General features: G+C 67.5%; 22 protein-coding genes. 16 read left to right on the forward strand and 6 right to left on the reverse strand.

Features of this window, described 5'->3' with window-relative positions; translation table 11 throughout:
- The 13 genes from ACLIJ1_RS00005 to ACLIJ1_RS00065 all read left to right on the forward strand — a co-directional run.
- Window positions 1-1,828, forward strand: a 1,828-nt coding sequence (locus tag ACLIJ1_RS00005) for an Ig-like domain-containing protein (RefSeq protein WP_411363424.1), incomplete at its 5' end; no start/stop codon positions are given.
- Window positions 1,829-1,854: 26 nt separating this feature from the next.
- Entirely contained in the window at window positions 1,855-3,732 is a 1,878-nt protein-coding gene (locus tag ACLIJ1_RS00010) for a TolC family protein (protein ID WP_411363425.1), read from the forward strand.
- On the forward strand, window positions 3,722-4,561 hold the full coding sequence (locus tag ACLIJ1_RS00015) for an efflux RND transporter periplasmic adaptor subunit (protein ID WP_411363426.1): 840 nt from the start codon (window positions 3,722-3,724) through the stop codon (window positions 4,559-4,561). Before ACLIJ1_RS00010 ends, ACLIJ1_RS00015 begins: the two co-directional genes overlap by 11 nt.
- Before the next feature lie 7 nt (window positions 4,562-4,568).
- Complete coding sequence (locus tag ACLIJ1_RS00020; RefSeq protein WP_411363427.1) at window positions 4,569-5,894, forward strand: efflux RND transporter periplasmic adaptor subunit; 1,326 nt, start codon at window positions 4,569-4,571, stop codon at window positions 5,892-5,894.
- Window positions 5,891-8,059 carry an HlyD family efflux transporter periplasmic adaptor subunit gene (locus ACLIJ1_RS00025; RefSeq protein ID WP_411363428.1) on the forward strand — a complete coding sequence of 723 codons (2,169 nt, stop codon included), beginning with the start codon at window positions 5,891-5,893 and terminating at the stop codon, window positions 8,057-8,059. The genes ACLIJ1_RS00020 and ACLIJ1_RS00025 overlap by 4 nt, the downstream gene beginning before the upstream one ends.
- Window positions 8,060-8,085: 26 nt before the next feature.
- Window positions 8,086-8,814 carry an endonuclease/exonuclease/phosphatase family protein gene (locus ACLIJ1_RS00030; protein ID WP_411363429.1) on the forward strand — a complete coding sequence of 243 codons (729 nt, stop codon included), beginning with the start codon at window positions 8,086-8,088 and terminating at the stop codon, window positions 8,812-8,814.
- Window positions 8,811-10,139 carry a cardiolipin synthase ClsB gene (gene clsB / locus ACLIJ1_RS00035; protein ID WP_411363430.1) on the forward strand — a complete coding sequence of 443 codons (1,329 nt, stop codon included), beginning with the start codon at window positions 8,811-8,813 and terminating at the stop codon, window positions 10,137-10,139. Before ACLIJ1_RS00030 ends, clsB begins: the two co-directional genes overlap by 4 nt.
- A gap of 47 nt (window positions 10,140-10,186) precedes the next feature.
- Window positions 10,187-10,915 carry a GTP cyclohydrolase I gene (gene folE, locus ACLIJ1_RS00040; RefSeq protein ID WP_411363431.1) on the forward strand — a complete coding sequence of 243 codons (729 nt, stop codon included), beginning with the start codon at window positions 10,187-10,189 and terminating at the stop codon, window positions 10,913-10,915.
- A gap of 16 nt (window positions 10,916-10,931) precedes the next feature.
- Window positions 10,932-11,357: a BLUF domain-containing protein gene (locus ACLIJ1_RS00045; RefSeq protein WP_411363432.1), complete on the forward strand. Its 426-nt coding sequence runs from the start codon at window positions 10,932-10,934 to the stop codon at window positions 11,355-11,357.
- 63 nt (window positions 11,358-11,420) lie between these two features.
- Entirely contained in the window at window positions 11,421-12,302 is an 882-nt protein-coding gene (locus tag ACLIJ1_RS00050) for an EamA family transporter (RefSeq protein ID WP_411363433.1), read from the forward strand.
- A gap of 4 nt (window positions 12,303-12,306) precedes the next feature.
- Window positions 12,307-13,155, forward strand: a complete 849-nt coding sequence (locus ACLIJ1_RS00055; protein WP_411363434.1) for a DUF429 domain-containing protein — start codon at window positions 12,307-12,309, stop codon at window positions 13,153-13,155.
- A 23-nt stretch (window positions 13,156-13,178) separates the two neighbouring features.
- Window positions 13,179-13,667: a 6,7-dimethyl-8-ribityllumazine synthase gene (locus tag ACLIJ1_RS00060; protein WP_411363435.1), complete on the forward strand. Its 489-nt coding sequence runs from the start codon at window positions 13,179-13,181 to the stop codon at window positions 13,665-13,667.
- A gap of 13 nt (window positions 13,668-13,680) precedes the next feature.
- On the forward strand, window positions 13,681-14,043 hold the full coding sequence (locus ACLIJ1_RS00065) for a DUF1161 domain-containing protein (protein ID WP_411363436.1): 363 nt from the start codon (window positions 13,681-13,683) through the stop codon (window positions 14,041-14,043).
- A gap of 31 nt (window positions 14,044-14,074) precedes the next feature.
- Here the strand turns inward: ACLIJ1_RS00065 and ACLIJ1_RS00070 are convergent, their stop codons facing one another.
- The 4 genes from ACLIJ1_RS00070 to ACLIJ1_RS00085 form a co-directional block, all read right to left on the reverse strand.
- Window positions 14,075-15,073: an asparaginase gene (locus ACLIJ1_RS00070; RefSeq protein WP_411363437.1), complete on the reverse strand. Its 999-nt coding sequence runs from the start codon at window positions 15,071-15,073 to the stop codon at window positions 14,075-14,077.
- Window positions 15,074-15,092: 19 nt separating this feature from the next.
- The gene (locus tag ACLIJ1_RS00075) at window positions 15,093-15,938 is read right to left on the reverse strand and encodes an enoyl-CoA hydratase-related protein (RefSeq protein WP_411363438.1); all 846 of its coding nucleotides are present in this window, start codon (window positions 15,936-15,938) and stop codon (window positions 15,093-15,095) included.
- Window positions 15,901-17,139, reverse strand: coding sequence for a Y-family DNA polymerase (locus tag ACLIJ1_RS00080; RefSeq protein WP_411364755.1), 1,239 nt, complete (start codon window positions 17,137-17,139; stop codon window positions 15,901-15,903). The genes ACLIJ1_RS00075 and ACLIJ1_RS00080 overlap by 38 nt, the downstream gene beginning before the upstream one ends.
- A 75-nt stretch (window positions 17,140-17,214) precedes the next feature.
- Window positions 17,215-17,766: an anti-sigma factor domain-containing protein gene (locus ACLIJ1_RS00085; RefSeq protein ID WP_411363439.1), complete on the reverse strand. Its 552-nt coding sequence runs from the start codon at window positions 17,764-17,766 to the stop codon at window positions 17,215-17,217.
- Window positions 17,767-17,922: 156 nt separating this feature from the next.
- Here ACLIJ1_RS00085 and ACLIJ1_RS00090 point away from each other — a divergent pair, with 156 nt between their 5' ends.
- Window positions 17,923-19,179 carry a hypothetical protein gene (locus ACLIJ1_RS00090; protein ID WP_411363440.1) on the forward strand — a complete coding sequence of 419 codons (1,257 nt, stop codon included), beginning with the start codon at window positions 17,923-17,925 and terminating at the stop codon, window positions 19,177-19,179.
- 149 nt (window positions 19,180-19,328) lie between these two features.
- Window positions 19,329-20,339 (forward strand): BLUF domain-containing protein, encoded by a 1,011-nt coding sequence (locus tag ACLIJ1_RS00095; RefSeq protein WP_411363441.1) that lies wholly within the window; start codon window positions 19,329-19,331, stop codon window positions 20,337-20,339.
- Window positions 20,340-20,432: 93 nt separating this feature from the next.
- Here the strand turns inward: ACLIJ1_RS00095 and ACLIJ1_RS00100 are convergent, their stop codons facing one another.
- Both ACLIJ1_RS00100 and ACLIJ1_RS00105 read right to left on the reverse strand, forming a co-directional pair.
- Entirely contained in the window at window positions 20,433-21,587 is a 1,155-nt protein-coding gene (locus ACLIJ1_RS00100) for an L-lactate dehydrogenase (RefSeq protein WP_411363442.1), read from the reverse strand.
- An 88-nt stretch (window positions 21,588-21,675) separates the two neighbouring features.
- Window positions 21,676-23,229 (reverse strand): AAA family ATPase, encoded by a 1,554-nt coding sequence (locus ACLIJ1_RS00105; RefSeq protein ID WP_411363443.1) that lies wholly within the window; start codon window positions 23,227-23,229, stop codon window positions 21,676-21,678.
- A gap of 109 nt (window positions 23,230-23,338) precedes the next feature.
- Between ACLIJ1_RS00105 and ACLIJ1_RS00110 the strand changes: the two genes are divergently transcribed.
- Window positions 23,339-24,895 carry an AMP-binding protein gene (locus tag ACLIJ1_RS00110; protein WP_411363444.1) on the forward strand — a complete coding sequence of 519 codons (1,557 nt, stop codon included), beginning with the start codon at window positions 23,339-23,341 and terminating at the stop codon, window positions 24,893-24,895.
- The last annotated feature ends 98 nt before the right edge of the window (window positions 24,896-24,993 follow it).

Raw genomic sequence — 24,993 nt, forward strand, 5'->3', positions numbered from 1 at the left:
CGCGGCCAACGATCCTCCGGTGGCCGACGATGACCGGGTGACTGGTCAGGAAGACCAGCCGGTCACGTTCAACCCGCTGACCAACGACAGCGATCCGGAGAGCGAGCCGCTGACGATCACCGAGATCAACGGCAGCCCGATCGTGCCAGGTACGCCGGTGGACATCACCGATCCGGCCACCGGTGACGTGATCGGCCAACTGGTCCTGAATCCGAATGGCACGCTGACGTTCACGCCGGAGCCGGACTTCAACACGACCACGCCGATCCCGATCCGCTACACGATCAGTGATCCGCATGGCGCAACGGCGTCCGCCACCATCGGACTGGTGATCACTCCGGTCAACGATGCGCCGGTGGCAACGGACAACGGCCCGGTGCCAGTGGCGCCTGGTGCGCCGGTGTCGGGCAACGTGCTGACCGACAACAGTGGCAGCGGCGTCGACAGCGATGTGGACGGCGATCCGCTGACGGTCACCGGCTTCACGGTCGACACCAACGGCGACGGTACGCCCGAGAACTTCGTGGCAGGTCAGACCGCCACGATCACCGACAGCGCCGGCCAACCGGTCGGTACGCTGGTGATCGGCCCGAACGGCAGCTTCACCTTCACGCCTGCACAAGGCTACGAAGGCCCGGTGCCGAGCGCGACCTACACCATCAGCGATGGCCAAGGCGGAACCGATTCGGCGGTACTGAGCTTCGGCGACGTTCCCAACCAGCCGCCGGTGGCGGTCGATGACGGTCCGACGCCGACCTCGGTGAACACCCCGGTGACGGGCAATGTGCTCACCAACGACTCGGACCCGAATGGCGATCCGCTGACGGTCACGGGCTTCACCGTGACGGGTGTGCCAGGGACGTTCAATCCGGGCGATACCGCCACCATTCCTGGTGTCGGTACGCTGGTGATCAGCCAGGATGGCAGCTTCACGTTCACCCCGGTGACCGGTTACACGGGTCCGATCCCGAGCGCCACCTACATCGTCACCGACGGTACGTCGACCAGTTCGGCCGTGCTGTCGTTCGCGGCGATCCCAGCCCCACCGGCTCCACCGGCGCCGGCTCCTGCGCCCGCTCCGGCTCCCGCACCTGCTCCGGCGGCACCCGTGGACGAAACGCGGCCGACCTGGCCAGCGCCGACTCCAGTGGCTCCGGCTCCGACGGGTGCGCCGCCACCGGCACCGGCAGCGCTGCACGTTCTGTACGCCGTCGCCGATGCCCACAACGTGAGTGACCTCACCAGCTCTCCGCTGGGTGTGGTGCAGGCCAGCGCGCCGCTGATGGGCGAAGCGCAGTCGCAGCTGCCCGACGGCCTGCTGTTTGCCAACAACTCGCACGGCGAGCACATCGGCCTGATCCGCGAACGTGGATTCGGTGAAGTGCAGGAAGTGCGCCCGGACCTGTACGTGCAGCTGGCGGTTCGCCACCAGCAGATCACGACCGATCCGAGCCTGTGGGTCCAGCATGCGGTGCGTTCGTCGCAACTGGAATCGCAACTCCGTGGTGCCAGCCTGGAGGCCAGCAACTCGGCCACACCGGGTTACAGCAGCCTGATGGATCCGTTCGCGCTGGGTACACCTCAGCCTGAAGGCTCTCCGATCAAGGTGGCCGACGCCGGTACCGACCAGAACCGCCAGGATGCGGTGGCCAAGGTCGCGCCGGAACCTGTTGCGAAACCGGAAGCAGTGAAGGCCGTGAGCCATGCACCCGATAAGGTGGTGGACAAGCCCCGTGCCGCCGCCGGATTGCGCAACCAGCTCCAGCACTTTGCGAAGGACCGCGCGTCCAGCGCTCGCCCCATTACCCGTTCCACTGTCAACAGCTGAACAACATTCTGAAAGAGGACCTCAAGATGAGCACACAAAAAACGACCTTCTCCGGCGCTGTTCAACTGTTGCCGCGCACCCTGGTGGCGCTGGCGGTCACGGCGGTGGTCGCGGGCTGCTCGGTCACCCCGAAAGCCATCACGGCCGACGAAGTGCGTGACCGGGTCAAGTCCGACACGGCCAAGATGTATGTCGATCAGGCACCCATCAGCGCGCCGATCACCATGGAAGAAGCCGTGGCGCGGGCACTGAAGTACAACCTGGACTACCGCCTCAAGAAGATGGAGTCGGCGCTGGCCCAGGGCCTGACCGACTACGCCAGCTATGACATGCTGCCGCAGATGGTTGCGTCGGCGGGCTATCGCCACCGCAACAACGATTCGGGCGGCGTCAGCGTGGGCATCCTCGACGGTGAAATGTCGGAACGCCCGACCACCTCCGACGAACGCAGCCGCACGCTGCGTGGCATCGAGTTCTCCTGGAACGTGCTGGACTTCGGTGTGTCCTACTACCGCGCCCGCCAGCAGGGTGACCAGTTCCTGATCGCCGAAGAGCGCCGCCGCAAGGTGGTGCAGAACCTGTTGCAGGACGTGCGTGCTGCCTACTGGCGCGCCCTGGGTGCCCAGCGCCTGAATGCGCAGGCCGACGACATCCTGCAGCGCGCTTCGCTGGCCATGAGCCGTTCGCGCGAAGCCGAGACGCAGAAGATCATTCCGCCGGGCCTGGCCCTGGCTTATCAGCGCGCCCTGCTGGATGCCACCACGCTGCTGAACCAGCGCCGCCAGGACCTCGAGTTCGCCAAGCGCGAACTGGCCGCCCTGATGAACGTGCCGCCCGGTGCCGACTTCAAGGTCGCAGAAGCCAACGAAACCTCCTTGCCCGGCGTTCCGCGCGACGTGACCAAGCTGGAAGAAATGGCCCTGCTGCAGCGCCCCGAACTGCGCGAGGAAGACTTCCGCAAGCGCATCACGGCCGACGAAGCGCGCAAGCAGATCCTGGGTGTGCTGCCCGGCATCACGCTCAACTACGGCCGCAAGTACGACTCCAACATCTTCACGTACAACAACAACTGGTCGGAAGGCGGCGTGAGCCTGGCCTGGAACCTGATGCGTCTGGTGTCCCTGCCGGCCCTGCGCGACGCCCAGAAGTACCAGGAAGCCACCGACGAAGCCCGTCGCATGGCCCTGTCGATGGCCATCCTGACGCAGACCCGCGTGAGCGCCGAGCGCTACAAGATGGCGCTGGAAGACTTCCGTCTGGCCGATCAGGCCGCCCAGGTCGACACCCGCCTGGCCGCTTTCACCAAGGCCTCGGTGACCGCCAAGCTTGACAGCGAACTCGAAGCCATCCGCACCCAGGCCCGTGCCGTGCTGGGTCAGTACCAGCGCGCCAATGCCTATGCGAACGCGCACATTGCCTTCGGCCGCCTGTACAACACGCTGGGCTTTGACCCGATCGCCGACGACTTCGATGGCAATGACCTGGGCAAGCTGACCGAACGCGTCAAGTCCCACCTGCAGGCTACCGAGAAGGACGCTTTCGCCCTGTCGTCGAACCTGTTCGGTCGCGCGGCGTCGGTCAACGTCAATCTGGCCGGCATTCAGGATCCGGTGCAGCAGGTCCGCATGAAGGCCCTGGTCACCGAACTGCTGGGTCGCCACCACATCACCACCGACGCCAAGGACGGCGTGCCGCTCAAGTTGGAGTTCGCTTCGGCCGAAAGCAACGGAGTGGAAAAGGCCTCCTGGACGGTCAAACTGACCGACGAGTCGGGCAAGCCCCAGCAGGCCCGCTTTGCGACTACCATCCCGGCCAACGCCCGTTCGTCGGTCTACGAGTCCAGCCTGGTGGCTGCGCTCAATGCCAATCTTGGCGACATCAAATCCTGGCTGAATGTTGACTGATCTTTCTCTCCATCGTCCCCTGCGCGCCGCTGGCGCCGCACTGTTCATCGGTGCGTTCGCCCTGAGCGCGTCGGCGCAGACCAGCCCCGCCGCAGCACCCGCCAAGGCGCCTGCGCCGGCAGCGGCACCACAGACCGCAGCTGCTGCATCAGCGGCCCCGGCCGCCGGTGAATCGGTGCGCGTGCTGGTGTTGCCGGCGGGTGAAACCGTGCTGGCTAGCCCGGTGCCGGGCCGCATCGCCAAGCTGCATGTTGGTCTGGGCATGCCCTTCAAGCAAGGCGAAGTCCTGGTGTCCATGGACTGCGACGAGCCACAGGCCCGTCTGGCCATGGCCAAGGCCGACCAGTCGGCGGCCACCGACCAGTACGAAGCCAAGCTGCGCATGCAAGGTCTGGAGCAGGCCAGCGACGTGGAAGTGGCACTGGCCGCCAGCGCCGTGGCGAAAAGCAAGGCACAGGTCGAGCTCTACAAGTTCCAGATTTCCCAGTGCACGATCCGGGCGCCCTGGGATGGCCGGACCGCCAAGCTGCATGTGCGCAGCTTCATGACCGTCAATGCCGGCCAGCCGCTGCTGGATCTGGTGCGCAGCGGCCTGCTGCTGATGAAGCTCAACGTCCCGTCTGCCTGGATTTCCAAGCTGAAGATGGGTCACAAGTTTGATGTGGCCATCGACGAAACCGGTCAGACCTATGCCGCGCAGGTTCACCGCATCAATGGCCGTGTCGACCCGGTGAGCCAGACCATCGAGCTTGAAGCCACGATGACCAAGGCCTACCCGGACCTGTTGCCCGGCATGAGCGGAGTCGCGAAATTCACCGGAATGCGGTGAGCGGACCATGAGCGACTCGTCGGATCTGGGCATCCTGCTGCAGATCGAAACCAGGGCGCTGGAAGCGACGACGCTTGCAGCGCTGCGATTCACCATCGTCAATGAAACCCACGCGCTGACGCCTTACCGTCAGGCCGCCATGTTCGAGCTTGAGGGCGAGAAGATGCGGCTGGTCGCGGCCTCGGGTCTGGTCAGCGTGGCCACCGACTCCCCGTTTGCGGTCTGGCTCAGCCGCTTTGCGCAGCGACTGCCGCGCGATGGCGCCATTCACCGCCTGGACTTTGCCGATGCACCGCCGGACGACGCTGCGGGCTGGGGCGAGTGGCTTCCTGAACATCTGGTGCTGGTGCCGCTGCGTGACCGCAAGGGCGGCATGCAGGCCATGGTGCTGTATGCCTCGGAAACGCCCTGGAGCGACGAGGCTTGTGCGCTGCTCGGACGCCTGCACGCCACCTACGGCTACTGTTTCGCCGCCATGCGCCAGACGGTTCAGGACCGCTGGGGCTGGCTGCGGACGCTGTTCAAGAAGCGCAACCGGTGGTTGATCGCGGCCGCGCTCCTGCTCAGCCTGCTGGTGCCGGTGCGCTTGTCGGTGCTGGCACCGGCCGAGGTGATTGCACTGAACGCCATGGCCGTCGCGGCACCCCAGGACGGAGTCGTGGGTTCGTTTGCCGTCGCGCCCAACGCGCGCGTGAAGGCGGGCGACCTGCTGTTTTCGCTGGACGACTCTGCCCTGCTCAACCGCCTGCAGGTGGCGCGCAAGGCGCTGGAAATCGCGCAGGCCGACGCCCATGTGGCGGAGCAGCGCGCCTTCGACGACGTGCGCAGCAAGGCCGATGTGGCGGTGGCCCTGGGTCGTGTGCGCGAAAAAGAGGCGGAACTGGCCTCGGTGCAGACGCAGGCGCAGCGCGTGGAAGTGCGCGCCGACCGCGAGGGCATCGCGATTTTTTCCGACACCAACGACTGGATTGGCCGACCGGTGCAGACCGGCGAGCGCGTGATGCAGTTGGCGCAGCCCGAAGATGGCGGCATCCAGGTCTGGCTGGCGGTGGCCGATGCCATCAACCTGGAGCTGGATTCGCCGGTGCGGCTGTTCCTGCATACAGAACCGCTGAGCCCACGCTCTGGTCGCCTGATCGAGGCCAGCTACCAGGCCACGCAGGGGCCGGAAGGGGTGGCATCGTACAAGCTGCGCGCCAAGTTCGATGAAGGTACCGAGCTGCCGCGCATCGGCCTGCGTGGCACGGCGCGGATCTCCGGCGACTGGGTGCTGCTGGGCTACTACCTGTTCCGCCGCCCGCTGTCGCACCTGAGGGAATGGAGCGGGCTGTGACTGCCGCTGTCGCGGTTTCCTCCGGCGGGGCTGTGGTTCCGGCCGCTCCGCCCCGCAAGATTGCCCTGCCGCCGATCCGCGACGAACTGATCCTGTTTGCGGCGGCGCCGAACGAAGACGGCACACCAGCCTGGATGATCCAGGACCCGGTGACCAATCGCTTCTATCGCATCGGCTGGCTCGATTTCGAGCTGCTGGTGCACTGGGCCGACAACGATGCAGCCTCACTGGTGCGGACCGTCAACGAGCAGACCCCGCTGAACGTGACAGAAGACGACGTCCGGGCGCTGGTGAAGTTCCTGGCCGACAACCAGCTGCTGCGGGCCACCAACAAGGCAGACGTCATGCGCATGCTGGGACGTGCGCAGATGATGAAGCGCTCTCTGTTCGAGACGGTGCTGCACAACTACCTGTTCTTCCGCCTGCCATTGCTGCGTCCACAGGCCTGGCTGGCGGCGCTGCAGCCATGGCTGGCGCGGATCAACATGCCGCTGGTCGCGGCGCTGATCCTGGCGATCACGCTGGTGGGCATCTATCTGGTGTCGCGGCAGTGGGACGTGTTCACCCACACCCTGGTCGACAACATGACCTGGAAGGGCATGTTCGGCTATGGTTTCGCGCTGGTGTTTGCCAAGGCCCTGCACGAGATGGGGCATGCGCTCGCCGCTACCCGCTACGGAGTGCGCGTGGCTCACATGGGCGTGGCGTTTCTGGTGATGTTCCCCATGCTCTACACCGACACCGGGGAGAGCTGGCGGCTGCGGGATTCGCGCCAGCGGCTGGCGATCGCCTCGGCCGGCATCGCGGTCGAGCTGGCGCTGGCGGGCATTGCCACGCTGGCCTGGACCCTCGCACCGGAGGGATCGTTCCGCAACGGCATGTTCTTCCTGGCGACCACGAGCTGGGTGATGACGGTGCTGATCAACGCCAGCCCGTTCATGCGCTTCGATGGGTATTTCATCGCCAGCGACGTGCTTGACCTGCCCAACCTGCATGAGCGCTCCGGCGCGCTGGCCAAGACCTGGATGCGGCGCACCCTGCTGGGGTTCGAGGACAAGTGGCCGGAAGCGTTCGGTGACCACAAGCGCCGTGTGCTGATCGGCTTTGCGCTGTTCACCTGGATGTACCGTCTGGTCGTGATCGCCGGCATCGCGATCACGGTGTATTTCTATTTCTTCAAGCTGCTGGGCATCGCGCTCATGCTGGTGGAAGTCGTCTGGTTCATTGGAAAGCCTGTGATGCGCGAACTCGAGGTCTGGAACAAGCGCCGTGCCGAGATCCACCCCAGCCGCAAGCGCTGGCTGGCGATGGGCCTGCTGGCCGGGCTGGCGCTGCTGTTCTTCCCGTTCAGCAGCAACGTGTCCGGTCACGGCTGGTACCACGCGCAGGAGCAGCAGCTCATTCACGCGCCGTTCCCGGCACAGATCGTGTCGATGCCGGCGCAGAAGGAATTCAAGGCGGGCGACGTGCTGTTCGTGCTCGACTCGTCGCAGCTGAGCATCGCCAGCGGCAAGTCGCGCCAGCTGGCCAAGGCACGCGAGGCGCAGATCGCCGGCCTGCTGGGCCTGCCGGACGGTGAAGCACAGCGCCAGTCGCTCAACTCGCAGAAGGCCTACTACGAGGCCGAAGAGAAGATGAGTGAGGACGAGCGCGGCCGGCTGACGCTGCGGGCGCCGTTCGATGGTGTGCTGCGGGACGTGGACCACGGCCTGGCGCCTGGCGTCTGGGTCAAGCCGCGCGAGCCGCTGGCCGTTCTCGTGGACCACGGCCAGTGGGTGATCGATGCGTACATCGCCGAAGCCGACATGGCCCGGCTGAAGGTGGGTCAGAACGTGCGCGCCGGTTTGATGGCCAACGCGCTGTCCTGGTCCGACGGACGTGTCGAGTCGATCGACGTGTCGCGCACCCTGGTGCTGCCCACGACCATGCTGGACGCGAACAACGGCGGCCCGATTCCCACGGTGTCGGAAGCGACCAAGGAAGGGCAGGAGCGCACGCAAGTGGTCCGCGATGCCCTGTACCGCGTGCGCATCGTGCTCGACAAGCCGCTGCCGACACACCAGGTGTCGACGGTCCGCGTGGCGATCGAAGGCAAGTCCGAATCGATCGCCGCCGGGTTCTTCCGGCGCGTCGCCTCGATCTTCATTCGCGAGAGCGGCTTCTAGCGCAGGCTCGTGCGATCATTGCGCGCATGAGCATCCTGCGCGTGGCGACATACAACATCCACAAGGGCGTCCAGGGCCTGGGGCCGGCGCGCCGGCTGGAGATCCACAACCTGGCGCACGCCGTCGAGCAGTTCGACGCCGACATCGTCTGCCTGCAGGAAGTGCGGCGTCACCACCGCAAGCTCGAGAAACACTTCACCCGCTGGCCGGACCTGGAGCAGGCCGACTACCTGTCGCCGGAGGGCTACGAATCGGTCTACCGCACCAACGCGGTCACGCGCCACGGCGAACACGGCAACGCACTGCTCTCGCGCTGGCCAGTGCTCGATACGCGCCATTCGGATGTGTCCGACCACCGCTTCGAGCAGCGTGGCCTGCTGCATGTGCAACTGCTGGTCGACGGCCGGGAGATCCATGTGGTGGTGGTCCATTTCGGCCTGATCCACGCCAGCCGGGAACGCCAGGTGCAGCGGCTGGGACGCTATGTGGCCAACGAGGTGCCGGCCGAGGCGCCGCTGATCGTCGCCGGCGACTTCAACGACTGGGGCGCGCAGCTGCTCAAGCCGATGGCGGCACTGGACCTGCGCACCTTTGACGGCATCCGCCTGCCGACCTACCCGGCGCGGCTGCCGATGCTGCACCTGGACCGCATCTACATGCGCGGGCTCAAACCGCTGAGCGCCCATGTGCCGCACGGCCGGGCCTGGACGCGCATGTCCGACCACCTGCCGCTGATTGCCGAGCTGGAGCTGTGAACCCCGAGGCCGACGCCCCCCCGCCGGTCGCGCACCGCAACATCTCGGTGCCGCGGCCGGGCCACCAGCTGTTGTTGCTGGAGGGCGGTGATGCACTGTTCCCGGCGCTGGTCGAAGCGATGGACGCGGCGCGGCGCGTGGTGCATCTCGAAACCTACATCTTCCATTTCGCGGGATCGGCGCTCACGGTGGCCGAGGCGCTGGAGCGTGCGGCGCAGCGCGGTGTGCTGGTGCGTCTGGTGGTGGACGGTGTGGGCACTCCCCGGGTGCCCGACGAGTGGCAGCAGCGCTTTGCGAAGGCGGGCGTGCGCTGGCGCGTGTATGCGCCCATGGGCAGTCTGGGCCTGCTGATTCCCAGCCGCTGGCGGCGGCTGCACCGCAAGCTCTGCGTGGTCGACGGCGCGGTCGGCTTCTGTGGTGGCATCAACATCATCGATGACCGCGACGACGTGTCCCTGGGCCGGCTCAGTGCGCCGAGGCTGGACTTCTCGCTGCGCGTGGCGGGACCTCTGGTGGATGACATGGTCGAGACCATGGAACAGCTCTGGTGGCGTTTGCAGGCCGTGCGCAAGGCGCGCCAGCGCGAGTTCAAGGCGGCCTGGGATGCCCTGCGCGAGACCCGCCCGATTGGCGACTTCTCCCGGCTGCTTCGCAAGATCGAGGTCTACACCGGCGTCGGTTCGCGGGTGAACACCGACGCCGAAGACGAAGAGGGCGTTCTGCTCTGCGAGGGGCCGATGGGCGTCAACGACGCAAAAGCTTCGCTGCTGCTGCGGGACAACGTCAGCCACCGGCACGACATCGAACGGGCCTACCTCAAGGCGCTGGGCTCGGCCCGGCAGGACATCGTGATCGCCAACGCCTATTTCGTTCCCGGGCGCAAGCTGCGGCGCGCGCTGACCATGGCGGCGGCGCGGGGTGTGCGGGTGCGGCTGATGATGCAGGGCCGCTACGAGAATTTCTTCCAGTACCGCGCCGCGCGGCCGGTCTACCAGAAGCTGGTGGATGCCGGCATCGACATCCGCGAGTACGCGCCCAGCGCACTGCACGCCAAGGTGGCGGTGGTGGACCAGGCCTGGGCCACCGTCGGCTCGACCAACCTGGACCCGTTGTCGATGTTGCTGGCGCGCGAGGCCAATGTCATGACGAACGACCGGCGCTTCGCCGAACTGCTGCACCAGCGCCTGGACGCCCTGGTCGAACACGCGGGCCAGAGGCTGGATGCCCGCACGTTGGCCCAGCGACCCTGGCACCAGCGGCTGCTGGACCGTCTGGCGTTCATGGTCATGCGCACCTTGCTCTTTCTGACCGGGCACCGTTACTGATACCCACAGCAGGGGCGTGGCGGAAGGTCCGGTGTTAGCATGATCCAATGCTGATGAAATCCGGAACACCCATGAGCAAGCCCGAACAGCTGGACGATGGTGAAGGCACCCCCGTCTCGGTCAAGATCCGCGAGCGCCTGAAGGCCGCGCGGCACCGCTTCCATTCCAACGACAACATCGCCGAGTTCATCGAACCTGGCGAGTTGGAGAAGCTGCTGGACGAAGTGACTGTCAAGATGCAGGGTGTGCTCGACGCCATGGTGATCGACACCGAAAACGACCACAACACCGGCGACACTGCGCGCCGTGTGGCCAAGATGTACCTCAAGGAGGTCTTCAACGGCCGCTACATCAAGGGTCCGAGCGTCACCGAGTTTCCCAACGCCGAACACCTCAACGAGCTGATGATCGTCGGTCCGATCACGGTGCGCAGCGCCTGCAGCCACCATTTCTGCCCGGTGATCGGCCGCATCTGGATCGGCGTCATGCCCAACGAACACACCAACGTGATCGGCCTGTCCAAGTACGCGCGGCTGGCCGAGTGGATCATGGGCCGCCCGCAGATCCAGGAAGAGGCCGTGGTGCAGCTGGCCGACCTGATCCAGGAGAAGACGCAGCCCGACGGCATGGCGATCGTGATGGAAGCCAGCCACTACTGCATGGCCTGGCGCGGCGTGAAGGACATGGACAGCAAGATGATCAACTCGGTCATGCGCGGCGTGTTCCTCAAGGACCCCAACCTGCGCCGCGAATTCCTCTCCCTCATTCCCCGTTAAACACCAAGAACCCACCATGCTGGTACGTCTGCTGTATGTGAGCCGCGCCGTCGACCAGGACAGCGCCAAGGCCATTGAATCGATCCTCGAAACGTCGCGGGCCCACAACCTCAGCAACGGCATCACTGGCGTGCTTTGCTACGGCGGCGGTGTCTTCCTGCAGGCCATCGAGGGCGGGCGCGAAGCGGTCAACACCCTCTACAACCACATCGTGCGCGACAAGCGCCACAGTGATGTGGCCCTGCTGCACTACGAAGAGATCACCGAGCGCCGTTTCGGCGGCTGGACCATGGGCACGGTCAACCTGGCCAAGCTCAACACCTCGATCGTGCTCAAGTACTCCGAGCGGCCCGAGTTCGATCCCTACAAGGTCTCGGGCAAGGTGTCGCTGGCGTTGCTGGAAGAGCTGATGGCCACGGCCTCGATCATCGGTCGCGCCTGATTCCGCTGGAACCGAAGCCGCAGCGACCCTCTCGGGGCCTGCGGTTTTCTTTTTTCTCCGTCTGTGACGCCTTCCGCCTTTTCGCTCGTCGTGCTGGCTGGCCTGATCCACGCCGGCTGGAACATCGTTGCCAAGAAGGCGGCGGGCGACGCGCGCTTTGCCTTCTTCACGGCCTTCATCATGATGCTGCTGTGGGCGCCGCTGGGCTGGGTGCTCGGCCGCGATGTGGTGCCGAACTGGGGCCGCGCCGAGTGGGCGCTGGTGGTGGCCAGCGGCGTGCTGCACGTCTTCTACTACGTGACCCTGCTGCGCGGCTACCGCAAGGCGGACCTGACGGTGGTTTATCCGCTGGCGCGCGGCAGCGGGCCGCTGCTGTCGTCGCTGTTGGCCATCGTTTTTCTCGGCGAGCAGATCTCGGCGCTGGGCGCGGCCGGCATTGCCGGTGTGGTGCTGGGCGTGTTCCTGATCGCGGGCGGACCGGGCCTGTGGCGCGCAGCGCACGACCCGGTGGCGCGCCATCGGGTGCGCAAAGGCATGTTCTACGGTGTGCTGACAGGCGCCTTCATCGCGTCATACACGCTGGTCGACGGCTATGCGGTCAAGTGGCTGCTGATGTCGCCGATCCTGCTGGACTACGTGGGCAACTTCGTGCGTGTGGCGTTGCTGGCGCCCAGCGTGCTGCGCGACCGCGCCACCGCCTGGACGCTGTGGCAGCGCCAGTGGCGTTACGCGCTGGCGGTCGCGGCCTTCAGCCCGGTGGCCTATGTGCTGGTGCTCTATGCGATGCAGCAGGCGCCGCTGTCGCATGTCGCGCCGGCACGCGAGGTGTCGATGCTGTTCGCGGCGCTGATCGGCGGGCAGTTGCTGGGCGAAGGGGAGCGCGGTCTGCGCATCCTGGGTGCCGTCTGTATTGCGGGCGGCGTGGTCGCGCTGGGGCTGGGGTGAAGGCATGAGCGCGCCCTCCACCATCCTGCTGGGTTGCGACTTCACCAGCGCACCCTCGAAGCGCAAGCCGGTCACGCTGGCGGTGGGCCGCAGCGACCGTGGCCGTGTGGTGCTGGACCGCGTGGAGACCTTCGAGACGCTGGACGCCTGGCAGGCGCGGCTGGCGGCAACACCGGACGGTGGCTGGATCGGCGGCTTCGACCTGCCGTTCGGCCTGCCACGCGAACTGGTCGAGACGCTGGGGTGGCCTACCGGCTGGCGCGACTGCATGGCGCACTACGCGTCGCTCTCGCGCGAACAGATCCGCGACACCTTCGCCGCCTTCTGCGACGCGCGCCCGGTCGGCGGAAAGTTCGCGCACCGAGCGACCGACGGACCGGCCGGGTCGAGCCCGAGCATGAAGTGGGTCAATCCGCCGGTGGCTTTCATGCTGCACGCGGGTGTGCCACGACTGATCGAGTCGGGGGTGAGCCTGCCGGGGCTGCATGCGGCCGATCCGCAACGTGTGGCGCTGGAGGCCTACCCGGGCCTGCTGGCGCGCAGCGTGCTGGGCAGCACCAGCTACAAGAGCGACGACCGCGCGAAGCAGACCCCCGAGCGCCTGATCGCGCGCAAGAGCCTGATCCACGCGCTTGAAAGCGGGGAGGCGCCGATGTTGCGCAGCGCCGGCCTGCGCCTGAAGCTCAGCCACGCCCAGCGAGACGCCCTGGCCGATGATCCGAGCGGCGATGCGCTGGACGCCGTGCTCTGCCTGCTGCAGGCGGCCTGGGCGCTGCAGCAGCACACGTCGGGTCACCCCTGTTACGGTCTGCCACGTTTCGACCCGCTCGAAGGCTGGATCGTCGGCGCCTGACTTCCCGGACAATACCGCCACCCATGAGCACTTCCGCCCCACCCCCCCTTCCTGCCGACCTCCGTTTTGCCTTTGTCGAAGCGGTCTGGCACGCCGACATCGTCCAGCAGGCTCGTGATGCCTTCTTTGCACGCATGGCCGAGGCCGGCATTGGCCCGGAACGCATCGACCTGTTCGACGTGCCCGGTGCGTTCGAGATCCCGCTGCACGCCCAGCGCCTGGCGCGCTCGGGCCGCTACGCCGCCGTGGTCGGCAGCGCGCTGGTGGTCGACGACGGCATCTACCGCTTCGACGCCCTGATGCAGACGGTCGTCAAGGCCATGATGGATGTGCAACTGGACACGGGCGTGCCCATGATCCTGGCGGTGCACACGCCGCACCATTTCCACGAACACGCCGAGCACCGCAAGTATTTCCTGCGCCATTTCGCGGTCAAGGGCACCGAGGCCGCCGAGGCCTGCCTGCGGACCGTGGCAGGCCTGCGCCAGATCGACACCCAACTGCCTGCCTGACCCGGACCGATCCATGAAAACCATCGCTTTCTTCGGGCTGGCATGGCTGGCGCAGGGTGCCTGGGCGGCCGACATCTGCGAGCCGCTGCGGGAACAGATCGAGGCCCAGATCGCCGCCACCGGCAAGTCCGGTTTCGCCGTGATCGTGGCGGATGTCGATGCCGACGTGGCGGGCAAGGTGGTCGGCACCTGCGCCAAGGGCGCGCGCAAGCTGGTCTATGTGCAGGCGGCCGCCTCGGGTTCGGGGACGGTGGCGTCCGCCAAGGCTGCACGTCCTGCCATGACGGCCCAGGCGCCCAGGCCCAAGGGACCGCTGGTCATCACCGAATGCCGCGACGGCACGGTGGTGCAGGGCAACGCGACCTGCAAGCCCTGAACGGATCAAGGCCTTTCCGGGGTCAGGGCACTCAGTACACGTCGAAGAAGGTCTGTACGGCCTGCGGATCCCGGGTGCGGGTCAATGCAAGTTGCAGCAGGATGCGCGCCTTGGGCGGACTGAGCGTGTCCCCGGTCACGGTGCCGTGGGCCGCATCGTCGAACTCCATGCCACGACCCACCACACCGTGTGCACCGCGCGGCGCCCGCACCACCACCACGCCCCTGGACACCGCGTCCAGGATCGCCGGTTTCACCCGTGCGCTGACCGAAGCCGTGCCGGCGCCAGCGTGCACGATGCCCTGCGCGCCGGCGGCCACGAAAGCGTCGATGGCAGTCCGGTCGTCGTCCTCGTGGCCATAGGCAATGTCCACCCGCGGCAGCGACGACAGGGTTGTGATGTCGAACTCGCTGGCTTCGGTGTGCCGGCGCAGGCCACCGCGGTAGAACCGTGCCGTGCCGTCGGTCACCAGCCCCATCACACCGAACAGCGGTGAACGGAAGGCGTCCACCGCCAGGGTGTCGGACTTGTGCAGGTCGCGCGCGCCAATGATCTGGTCGTTCATCACCACCATCACTCCGCGGCCGCCCGCCTGCGGGCTGGCAGCAACCACGGCAGCCCGGAACAGGTTCATCGGCCCGTCGGCGCTGAGCGCGTTGGCTGGCCGCATCGCCCCCACCAACACCACCGGTTTGCGACTGCGCACGGTCAGGTTGAGGAAGTACGCGGATTCCTCCAGCGTGTTGGTGCCGTGGGTGACGATCACGCCGTCGCAGTCGTCCGCGGCTAGCAGGGCGTTGATGCGACGGGCCAGGGCCAGGCGCAGTGCACCCGTCATGTCCTGGCTGGCCACCTGGGCCACCTGTTCTGCAGCGATGTCCGCCAGCTCGGCCAGCGCCGGCACGGCGGCCAGCAACTCATCGGCCGCGGCGACGGCAGGACGGTAGCCCACGTACTGGGTGGCCGACGCGCTGGAGCCGGCGATGGTGCCGCCGGTCGCGAGCAGGCGGAGGCGAGGTCGTGCTGTCATGCAGGGGATTCTGCAGGCTTCAGCCGAGCTCCTTGAACGACTGCAGCGGCGACAGTGGCGTGAACTGCCCGGCGCGCTTTTCCTTCATCGCGGTGATCGACTCGCGCACGTGCGCATTGCTCCAGACCGCGCCCTGCAGCCAGCCCATCTGGCGCAGGCTGTCTTCCACCGAGTGGTCGCGCGCGTAGGTGACGGCCTGTTTGGTTCCCCATATGGCGATCGGCGGCTTGCTGGCAATTTCTTTGGCACATTGCAGCGCAGCGGCCAGCAGCGCTTCGGGCGTGTCGAAAACCTCGTTGACCAGGCCATAGGCCAGGGCGCGATCGGCCGGCAGACGTCGGCCGGTGTAGGCCATTTCCTTGACCACCGCGAACGGCACCAGCTTGGGCAGGCGCTGCAGCGTGCCCACATCCGCCACCATGCCGATGTTGATTTCCTGGATGCAGAAGAAGGCGTCGGCGGTGGCGTAGCGGAGGCAGCCGGTGGTGACCATGTCGACCGCGCCGCCGATGCAGCCGCCCTGGATCGCGAAGATCACTGGCACCCGCAGGCTTTCGATCTTGGTGAAGGTGGCCTGCATGTCGGTCAGCAAGTCGAAGATCGCGGCGCGGCCTTCGGGGCTCTGGTCGTCCATGCTGATCGCGCCGGCGAAAGTCTCCAGCGCCATGCCGGCCGAGAAGTGTTTACCGGTCGAGCTGATCACCAGCGCGCGGGCCGTGCCTTCGCGGTGCAGCTGCGTGAGGATCTCGTCCAGCTCGCGCCAGAAGGTCGGGTGCATGGTGTTGAGCTGGTCGGGGCGGCTGAGCACCAGGTGCGCAATGTGTCCGTCAATCCAGTTCAGGGAAAAGCAGGTCGGTGTGCTCATCGGGTTTGTCTTTCGGTGGGCGGGGAGGGCGGCCATCAATGTATTCCGGCGCGCTAGCTTCGGCTGTCCCCACCTTGACCAGCTTGCCCACCCGCACGCCCAGCAACCTGAAACGCCGCGACAGGTCGACCCGCTTGAGGCTCAGCCCGGCCTGGCGTCGGATCACTGCGGCATCGGCGGTGTAGACGTCGATGGTCTGGTCGCGAGTGACCTTCTCGAAGTTGTCGAAGGTGATCTTGATGCCGATGGTCTTGCCCAGGTAGCCCTTGCGCTGCAGATCGCCCGCCACCTGTTCGCACAGTTTGGTGAGCACCGCGCCGGCCTCGGCCCGGTCACGCACGGCGTGCAGATCGCGGTCAAAGGTGGTTTCGCGGCTCATGCTGACGGGCTCGCTCTCGGTCTCCACCGGCCGGTCGTCCCGCCCCCAGGCGGCCTCGTGCAGCCAGGCGCCGTAGCTCTTGCCGAAGGTCTCGATCAGCCAGTGCTTCTCGCGCGCGGCCAGCTCGCCGATGGTGCGGATGTCGTGGCTTTGCAGCTTCTCGTCGGCCTTGGGTCCGACGCCGTTGATCTTGCGGCACGGCAGGGGCCAGATCATGGTCTGCAGATCGTCCGGACGCACGATGCTGATGCCGTTGGGCTTGTTGAACTCGCTGGCCATCTTGGCCAGCAGCTTGTTGGGCGCGACGCCGATCGAGCAGGTCAGGCCGGTGGCCTGCAGGATGCTTTTCTGGATCAGCCGGGCCAGCACGCGACCACCCTCGCGCTGGCCGCCGGGCACATGGGTGAAGTCGATGTAGACCTCGTCCACGCCGCGGTCCTGCATCACCGGCGCGATTTCCAGGATGGTGCTCTTGAACAGGCGCGAGAGCCGCTTGACCTCTTCAAAGTCGACCGGCAGCAGGATCGCGTCGGGGCACAGCTTGGCCGCCTTCATCAGGCCCATCGCCGAGCCGACGCCGAACTGCCGCGCGGCGTAGGTCGCGGTGGTGGCGACGCCGCGGCCGGCGTAGTCCTTGAGGCGCGGAAAGAAGTCGACCGGGATGCGGTCCAGCGAGTCCGGCCCCCATTCGCGCTCGGGGTAGGCCGCCTGCAGCCGCGCGAACATCTCGGCTTCGCGCCGCCGGCCGCCGCCGATCACCATCGGCAAACCCTTGAGCTGCGGGTATCGCAGCAACTCGACCGACGCGTAGAACGCGTCCATGTCCAGGTGCGCGATGCGGCGGAGAAGGGGGGCGGGCTCGGTCACGGTGGCTGCGGGTGCGGTGCCCGCCCGGTGTCAGATGGTCTTCTGGACCAGCGCGCCCTTGAACAGCCAGGGCAGGCGCGGGCCCTGCGACTGCGGCACACCGCCCTTGTTTTCCACGCTGATGGCCAGCTCGGTCACGCCCGTCAGCGCGGTCCCCTTGGCCGGCAGCTGCAGGGTCTTGAGCTTGCTCCCGATCACGCCCAGCGACTGCGGCGGCTGACCGGGCTGGATGGCCCACAGCTGCATGCTGTCTTCCTGGCCTTCTTTCACTTCGTTCAGGCGTTGCAGCTGCAGCACGCCCGAGGTGGTGTCCATGGTTACCAGCAGCGCCGGTGCGGCTTTGTCATCGAGCAGCACGGCGATGTGCCGCACTTGCGGCAGCTTGGCCAGCTTGGCCTGCAGGTGGCTGATCTGCGCCTTGGACTGCTCGAACAGGCTGGCGGTGGCGGCCCAGCCCAGCAGGATCACCAGCAGCAGGAAGATCGCGAGTGCGCGCCACCAGGAAGGGACGCGGCGGAAAGCGGGTTCGGGGGTGGATGCAGGGGCGTCGCCGGCCGGTCCGGCCGAGGTGGTCTGGTTCATGCCCGAAGTATGCCTGCCCGGGGCTCGGGACTTGCCCTAGGGTGAAACCCAGAGGCATCGCCGGTACACTGCGCCGCTTCGGAAAACCCGTCAAACGCCAGTCTGTGCAGTGTTTGGCGCTATCGATCCGCTAGTAATCCCCGCCCCACACCCGACATGCAGGCCACCGAAATGGCGATCTGGTCGGCCATGGCGGGCGTCCTGCTGACCCTGGCGGTCGTGGCGACGTTCGACATGGCCTCGCGTCCCACGCTGGCGGCGGTGCGGGCGTGGGTGAGCATGCTGCTCACCGGTTGGGTCTGCGTGCTGATGTCGGGTTTGCCGCTGGCCTTGTGGCCATCGTGGCAACTGATCGACTGGCTGCCTGTCAAGGCCTCGCTGGGTCCGCTGTGCGGCGCGCTGGTCATGACCTACCTGGGCTACTGGTCCGGCCTGCGGCGCGAAGACCGGCTCGTGAAACGGATGATGGAGCCGGGCGCGGCGGTGCTGGTGACCGGCACGTTCGGGCTGCTGGCGCTGGTCCTGGCCGGCTTCGATGCCGCCACGGTGTTGCCGCTGACAGCGGCGCTCAACGGGCTGGCTGTGCTGATGGGGGTGCTGATCGCGGTGCGCAGCGTCACGCTGGGTGATGCGATGGCGCGCTGGATGGTGATGGCCTGCCTGTGCCTGGCGCAGATGACCGCGGGTCTGTACGCCAAGGGCCTGGGCCTGGCCATGGGCAACGTCTACTGGGCGGTCACCGCCACATCGACGGTGGGCTATTTCGTCACCGTGGTGGTGCTGGTGCGCGGGCGCAACCGCGAGTACCGCCGCCTGCGCCGGCAGGCGCTGGGCCAGTCGCCCTCGGTGGATCTGCCGACCCTGCCCTGGGGCGCGCAGCTGGTGCCCCGTATCGAAGATGCGCTGTGGCGCAGCATGCGCATGGGCCGGCCCTGTCTGGTGGCCGCCGTGTCGGTGTCCAACCTCTATGCCTACCGCGAAGCCGCGGTGCCCGATCCGGTGGGCGACATTCTGGTCGCGCTGGCGGCGCGCATCCGGCAGCTGGTGGGCTTTCGCAACGTGGTGGGGCTCTACCACCAGCGCTGCTTCGTGCTGGCGATCTCGGCGGTGCAGGACCCCAAGCGCGCCGAACTGGTGACCGACCGGCTGCTGCGCGAGCTGCGCATGTCGGTGAACGTCGGCCCCGATCCGCTGGCGATGGCGTTCCAGCCCGAGGTCTCCATCGGCGTGGTGCAGGTGCCGGCGGGCACCGGCGAGGCTTCGGCGGTCCGCATCATCAACCTGGCCGAGCAACTGGCCCTGCAGGCACTGGACGAGCCCGAGCGCGTGTTGCAGCGGACCTGGGTCGGACAGGCGCCCACCCCGATCGCGGTGGTGCCCTGTCTTGCGGAAACCCGGCCGGCGCCGCTCTGAGGCTGTGGTTCCGGCGCACTGCCGGGAAGCGTTTCCTGCTTCAAGAGCGGTGGGGGAACTTCCGATATCCCGGACAATCCCTGCATCAATGACAGAGCCACTCCAAGGCTCGGCCTCAGGGAAGCCCGACAAGAACAACCGTTTCCCCCATGATCCCCATCCAGCAGGACCCCGGCAACACGCAATGGCCAGACAGCGGCAGTGAAGTCTCCAGCCAGGACACCGGCCGCCTGATCTACGCCAGCATCAGTTCGGTCGACGTGCCCGTGCTCGACGAGATGCGCCGCATCCGCGACCACGCGGTGATCCACAACCAGGAAAGCGGCCTGCGCGTGGCGCTGATGCACCGCTGCGGCTGGTTCGTCGAGTGGATCGAAGGTCCGCCCGACGGCATCAAGGACCTGCTCGCGCGCGTCTCGCTCGACGAGCGCCACCGCAGCCTCAAGATCGTCCACGAAAGCGTTGGCCGGCCGCGCCTGTTCAAGCCCTGGATCGGCTCGATCGCCGAACCCACCGAATCCGCCGGCGAGTTCGCGCGCCGGGTGATGGCGTTGCACGAGCGGCATCTGCGCAACAAGGGTTACGAACCGGCCAGCGTCTGGCGCAGCCTGTGTTCGCCGCTGCCGGGCCACGTCGAGGTCGCGGCGGCGCGCGAGGGCACCTACCAGCGCGTGATGCTGATGGCGGCCAAACAGACCGGGTCGTTCGACCTGTTGCACTGGCTGTCCAGGGAAACCGAGCGCCCGGTCGTGCACCGCCGGTTCGCTGGCGCGGCGCAGGACGCGCTGGACGTCGAGAGCGACTACATCGACCTGCCCGACCAGGCCAAACAGGGTCGTCGCCTGATCGCCAACGCCCGCAAAGGGCTGGCCATGGGCATGACCCACGCCTTCCTGCCCGACTACTCGGCAGTCGTGCTGATGCTGGACGCTACGGCCGAGCGCAACGAGCAGGTGCTCGAACGCATCCTCAAGGCCTGCCAGCAGGTGCACCACCAGCCTGCGGTCATCGGTCTGGGCGCCGACGGCTGGTTCAGCGACAGCCTGCGCTCCGCCACGGAAGCACGCGGCATGCGCTGGCACGAAGCCCGCACTGGCAACAACGCGCCCGACAAGGCCGAACAGTGGTGGGCACTGCGCCAGATCCTTGACCAGCTGTAGCCCCCACGCTCCGCCGCTGCGCGGGTCGCTGCCCCCCGAGGGGGGCTGATCCGGCCTGGGGCGGCCCGGCACCGGATCGCTCCCGTGTGGCACTCAGGCCGTCGGGTAGGTGCCCGGCAGCAGGATGTTCTGGTCGACGTTGCCGATCAGGGTGTGGCCGCAGAAGGCCATGGTCACGTCCAGTTCCTTGTGCAGGATCTGCAGCGCCTTGAGCACGCCTTCCTCACCCATCGCGCCCAGGCCGTAGACCATCGCGCGGCCGATCATGGTGCCGCGAGCGCCCAGCGCCCAGGCCTTGAGCACGTCCTGTCCGCTGCGGATGCCGCCGTCCATCCAGACCTCGATCTGCTCGCCCACCGCCGACACGATGGCTGGCAGCGCTTCGATGCTGCTGGGTGCGCCGTCGAGCTGGCGGCCGCCGTGGTTGCTCACCACGATGGCGTCGGCGCCGCTGGCTACGGCCAGCTTCGCATCCTCCACGTCCATGATGCCCTTGAGGATCAGCTTGCCGCCCCACTGCGCCTTGACCCAGGCCACATCGGCCCAGGACAGCGTCGGGTCGAACTGCTCGTTGGTCCACGAGGCCAGCGACTTCATGTCGGTCACCGCCTTCACGTGACCGACCAGGTTGCCGAAACTGTGGCGCTTCGTGCCCGCCATTCCCATGCACCAGCGCGGCTTGGTCATGAGGTTGATGATGTTGGCGATGGTCGGCCGGGGCGGCGCGGTCAGGCCGTTCTTCAAATCTTTGTGGCGCTGACCGATCACCTGCAGGTCCAGCGTCAGCACCAGCGCGCTGCATTTGGCGGCGCGCGCGCGTTCGATCATGCGGGCCATCGCTTCGCGGTCGCGCATCATGTAAAGCTGAAACCAGAACGGTGCGCTGGTGTGCTGCGCGATGTCCTCGATCGAGCAGATGCTCATGGTCGAGAGCGTGAACGGGATGCCGAAGCGCTCGGCTGCCTTGGCCGCCTTGATCTCGCCGTCGGCGCTCTGCATGCCGGTCAGGCCCACCGGCGCGATGCACACCGGCATCTTCACGTCCTGCCCGACCATCTTGGTCGCCGTGCTGCGGTTTTCCATGTTCACCGCCACGCGCTGGCGCAGCTTGATCTTCTGGAAATCGTCGCTGTTGGCGCGGTAGGTGCTCTCGGTCCACGAGCCGGAATCGGCGTAGTCGTAGAACATGCGCGGCACGCGCTTTTCGGCCAGGACGCGCAGGTCTTCGATGTTGGTGATCACGGGCATGGGACAGTCTCCGGGTCTGAGGAATCGGACGATGGTAGCCAGCCGCCCCGCGAATGGCTTGTGAAACCGCGACAGACCGGTTTGAAATTTATTGGGGCAGGCTCGCCGCCCGCTCGGCCACGGTCAGCGGCTCCAGCCAGCCGAACTGCTGCTCCAGCACCGCCAGCGTCGCCTCCGACGCGTCGCTGCCGGCCGCCTGACGCGCATTGATGCGCCGCCGCAATTCGTCGGGCGGCGCCTCGCAGGCCAGGATGTGGAACGGGCAAGCCTCTGCCTGCGCCAGCTCGGCAAAGGCCTGGCGCTCCGCCTCGCGCAGGAAGGCCGCGTCCACGATCACCGACCAGCCGTCGTGCAGCAGCATGCGCGCCCGCGCGCGCAGCGAGGCATAGGTCTCTTCGTGCGCCTGCGGGCGGTAGAGGCCTTCGTTCAGGCCCGAGCCGCTGGCCGCCAGCGGGCTCACGCCATGCAGGCGTTTGCGCTCCACGTCCGAGCGCAGCCGGATCGCGCGGCCGCTGGTCTCGGCCTGCAGCCACTGGCCCGAGGCCCAGGTCTTGCCACTGCCCGAGAGGCCGTGCGTGATGACCAGTTTCGACTGGGGCGGGTGCGCGATCCGGTCGGCCAGCGCGAGGTAGCGCCGCGCTTCGTCCAGGCTTTGGTCCGCCTCCGGGTTGTCGGCCTGCTGCCCGGCGCGGATGGCGGCCACCTTCGCCCGCACGCCGGCGCGGTAGCTGGCGAAAAAGCTCCAGACGCTGGGCGCCGACACGTCGCCGCTGGCGTCCAGCCACTCGCTGAGCAGCATGTTCGCCAGCCCCGGCCGGTCGTGGTCCAGCAGGTCCATCCACGCAAACGCCATGTCGCTCGCCACATCAATCCAGCGCAGCTCGTCGTTGAATTCGATGGCGTCGAACGGCAACACCTCGTCCTCGATCAGCACGAGGTTGGCCAGGTGCAGGTCGCCGTGTCCTTCGCGCACGCGGCCCTTCTGGCGCCGCCGCGAGAGCAGCGGTTCGATCGCGATGAAGCGCTGTTCGGTCCAGTCGCTCTGCGCGCGCACCAGCGCCGCATCCTCCGGCGCTTTCAGCAGCGAACGCAGAGACGTGAAGTTGTCGCGCGGCCAGCGCATCGCCGCCGCCGCGTGGCCCCAGGGCTGGGCCTTGTCGGCCACCGCCGCCCGGGCCTGGAACGCCGCCATGCGCCGCGCCAGCCCGCCGATGTGTTCCGCCGTCAGCGCGCCGCGCACGCAGAGGTGGTCCAGCCGCGCCGCCTCGTCGAAGCGCCGCATCTGCACCGCGAACTCGATCGCCGGCTGGACAGTCCCATCGGTGCCGGCCTCGCCCCAGCGCGGGTCCTCCGGCGTGCCGACGATGGGCAGCACGCCCAGGTACAGCTGCGTGGCCGGCCGGTCGTGCGACTGGAAGCGCCGGTTCACCCGGATTTCGGTCTCGCAGGCGTGGCGCCGCGCGCCCAGCGTGCCGAAGTCCATGAACGGAAAGCGAACCGGCTTCTTGATCTTGTAGGCGAATTCCCCCGCCAGCAGCACCCAGGCGCCGTGCGTCTGCACCAGCTCCACCCGCTCGACGGCGTGCGGGTACCGCGCCGGGTCCAGCAGGGCGGTGATCAGCGGGGGCAGGGTGTCGCTCATGCAAACCACTGTAAGGCCGTACACCTTCTGCCAGCCTGACGCGACAGCTTGCCCGTGCGCCGGCGCCGACAATGCGCCCACCCGCACCCCATCTCCCGGAGGCCGCCCCATGAACCTCGCCCACCTGCTGCAGCGCAAGGCCCTCGAACACCCGGACCGCCCCGCGATCTTCAGCGGCACCCAGGTCGTCGCCACCCACGCCCAGTGGGCCGAACGTGCCGCGCGAGTGGGCGCTCACCTGAGAAAGTCCGGTCTGCAGCCCGGCGATCGCGTCGTGCTGTTCATGCACAACCACCCGCGCTATCTGGAGCTGCTGCTCGGCGCCTGGTGGGCCGGGCTGGTGGCGGTACCGGTGAACGCCAAGCTGCACCTCAAGGAAGTGCAGTGGATCGTGGAGAACGCGGGCGCGCGTCGGGCCTTCGTGACCTCGGACATCGTCCCCGACCCGGCCGAACTCACGGGGCTGGACGGCGTGACCGACGCCGACAGCGCCGAATGCGACGCCTGGATCCACGACGGCGAAGGCCTCACACATATAGAAGAGCGCGCCCCGGGCGACACCGCCTGGTTGTTCTACACCAGCGGCACCACCGGCCGGCCCAAGGGCGTGATGATCACGCACCGCAACTTGCTCACCATGGGCTTGGGCTACTTCAACGATGTCGACCACGTCGATCCGGGCGACGCCATCGCCTACGCCGCGCCCATGTCGCACGGCGCCGGCATCTACGCGATCCCGCACCTCATGGCCGGCGCGCGGCACGTGGTGCCCGCCTCGGGTGGCTTCGACGCCGCCGAGCTGTTCAACCTCGGCCGCGCGCTCGGCCCGCTCTCGCTGTTCGCCGCGCCGACCATCGTCAAGCGCATCGTCGACGAGGCCGAGGCGCAGGGCCTCACGCCCCCGCAGTGCGGCCAGAGCTTCAAGACCATCGTCTACGGCGGCGCGCCCATGTACGCCGCCGACATCCGCCGCGCGCTGCGCACCATGGGCCCGCGCTTCGTGCAGATCTATGGCCAGGGCGAAAGCCCCATGACCGGCACCGCCCTCAGCCGCGCCCACCTCGCCGACACCGCGCACCCGCGGCACGAAGCACGCATCGCCTCCGTCGGCGTGGCGCAGACGCCCGTGCGCGTCCGCGTCGCGGGGCCGGACGGGCAGCCGCTGCCCGTGGGCGAGGTCGGCGAAGTGCTGATCCAGGGCGACAGCGTCATGAGCGGCTACTGGCAGAACCCCGAGGCCACCCAGGCGGCCATCCGCGACGGCTGGCTCTGGACCGGTGACATGGGCGCGCTCGACGCTGGCGGCTTCCTCACCCTCAAGGACCGCAGCAAGGACCTGATCATCAGCGGCGGCAGCAACATCTACCCGCGCGAGGTGGAAGAAGTGCTGCTGCACGCGCCCGGCGTGGCCGAAGTCGCCGTGGTCGGTGCGCCCGACCCCGAGTGGGGCGAAATCGTGGTGGCGTTCGTGGTGCCACAGCCGGGCGCGGCGGTGGACGCGAAGACGCTCGACGCCTTCTGTCTGGATCAGATCGCCCGCTTCAAGCGGCCCAAGCGGTATGAGTTTGTCGAGGCGCTGCCGAAGAACAACTATGGGAAGGTGTTGAAGACGGTGTTGCGGGAGCGCGTGGGGGTGGCTGGAGCCAGTGAAGCCAAGCGCGCCTGAACGGGCAGTGTTCGCGGGCGCACCGACCGGCGTTCGGAAATGGGCGATGGTGGGTGCCGGGTCACGCACCGTCGACCCATCTGATGGAGATCGCCCCC

This window comes from Hydrogenophaga sp. RWCD_12 (assembly GCF_046604225.1).
Lineage (GTDB): Bacteria > Pseudomonadota > Gammaproteobacteria > Burkholderiales > Burkholderiaceae_C > Hydrogenophaga.